Here is a 1,075-nt window from a genome sequence, read left to right as displayed (position 1 = left end):
CCCATCGCGCAAGTCAGCGCCAAGGAAGATGGTTCAGTAGTTAATGGCACCATCACCTCAACGGATATTGATGCGAATGACACGGCCACTTACAGCACCACTGCCACAATAGCGGGACTGACGTTCAACAATGACGGCAGCTGGACCTTTGACCCAAGCGATGCAGCCTACCAGAGTATGGCTGAAGGCCAGACTCAGACCTTAACTATTCCAGTCACGGTCACAGATGCAGCCGGTGCCACTAACACCCAAGACCTGGTCATTACCCTCACCGGTACTAACGATGCGCCAGTGCTCAGCAGCATTGCCGCGCAAACTGTAGCGGAAGACGCCAGCATCTCAGGCCAAATCACCGGCTCAGATGTAGACAGCAATGACACCATTACCTACTCGATTGCTAACCCAGTTGATGGCTTAACCGTCAACACCGATGGCAGCTGGGCATTTGATGCTAGCCACAGTGCTTATCAGTCGCTGGGCGTAGGTCAAACTCAAGTACTCAACATTGATGTCACTGGCAGCGACAGCCAAGGTGCGTCTGATGTACAGACCCTAACCATTACCGTCACTGGCACCAACGATGCACCGACTGTCTCGGCGGCACTGACCGACCAAGCCACAGACCAAGGCAGCGCCTTTAGCTTCGGCGTACCTGCAAGTACTTTTGCGGATATTGATACTGGCGATACTCTCGCTCTATCAGCAAGCGGCCTGCCAGGCTGGCTCAGCTTTGATGCCACCACCGGCACCTTTAGCGGCACGCCGGCGAACAGCGATGTGGGTACGACCAGCATTACCGTTACCGCCACCGACAGCCAGGGCGCCACCGTCACGTCCACCTTTAACTTGGTGGTTAACAACGTTAACGATGCACCGGTACTGGATCCCATCGCGCAAGTCAGCGCCAAGGAAGATGGTTCAGTAGTTAATGGCACCATCACCTCAACCGATATTGATGCGAATGACACGGCCACTTACAGCACCACTGCCACAATAGCGGGACTGACGTTCAACAATGACGGCAGCTGGACCTTTGACCCAAGCGATGCAGCCTACCAGAGTATGGCTGAAGGCC

The 1,075-nt window shown here is 55.0% G+C and carries 1 protein-coding gene; it reads left to right on the top strand.

Annotated elements, in window-relative coordinates; all coding sequences use genetic code 11:
- Positions 1 to 1,075: VCBS domain-containing protein (locus LZP69_RS15860; RefSeq protein ID WP_234201688.1), on the top strand; the 1,075-nt coding region annotated here is incomplete at both ends.

The organism is Shewanella sp. AS1, assembly GCF_021412565.1.
In the GTDB taxonomy this organism is placed as follows: domain Bacteria; phylum Pseudomonadota; class Gammaproteobacteria; order Enterobacterales; family Shewanellaceae; genus Shewanella.
Note: the sequence above shows the minus strand (reverse complement) of the source record. Positions and strands in the feature narration are given on the sequence as shown.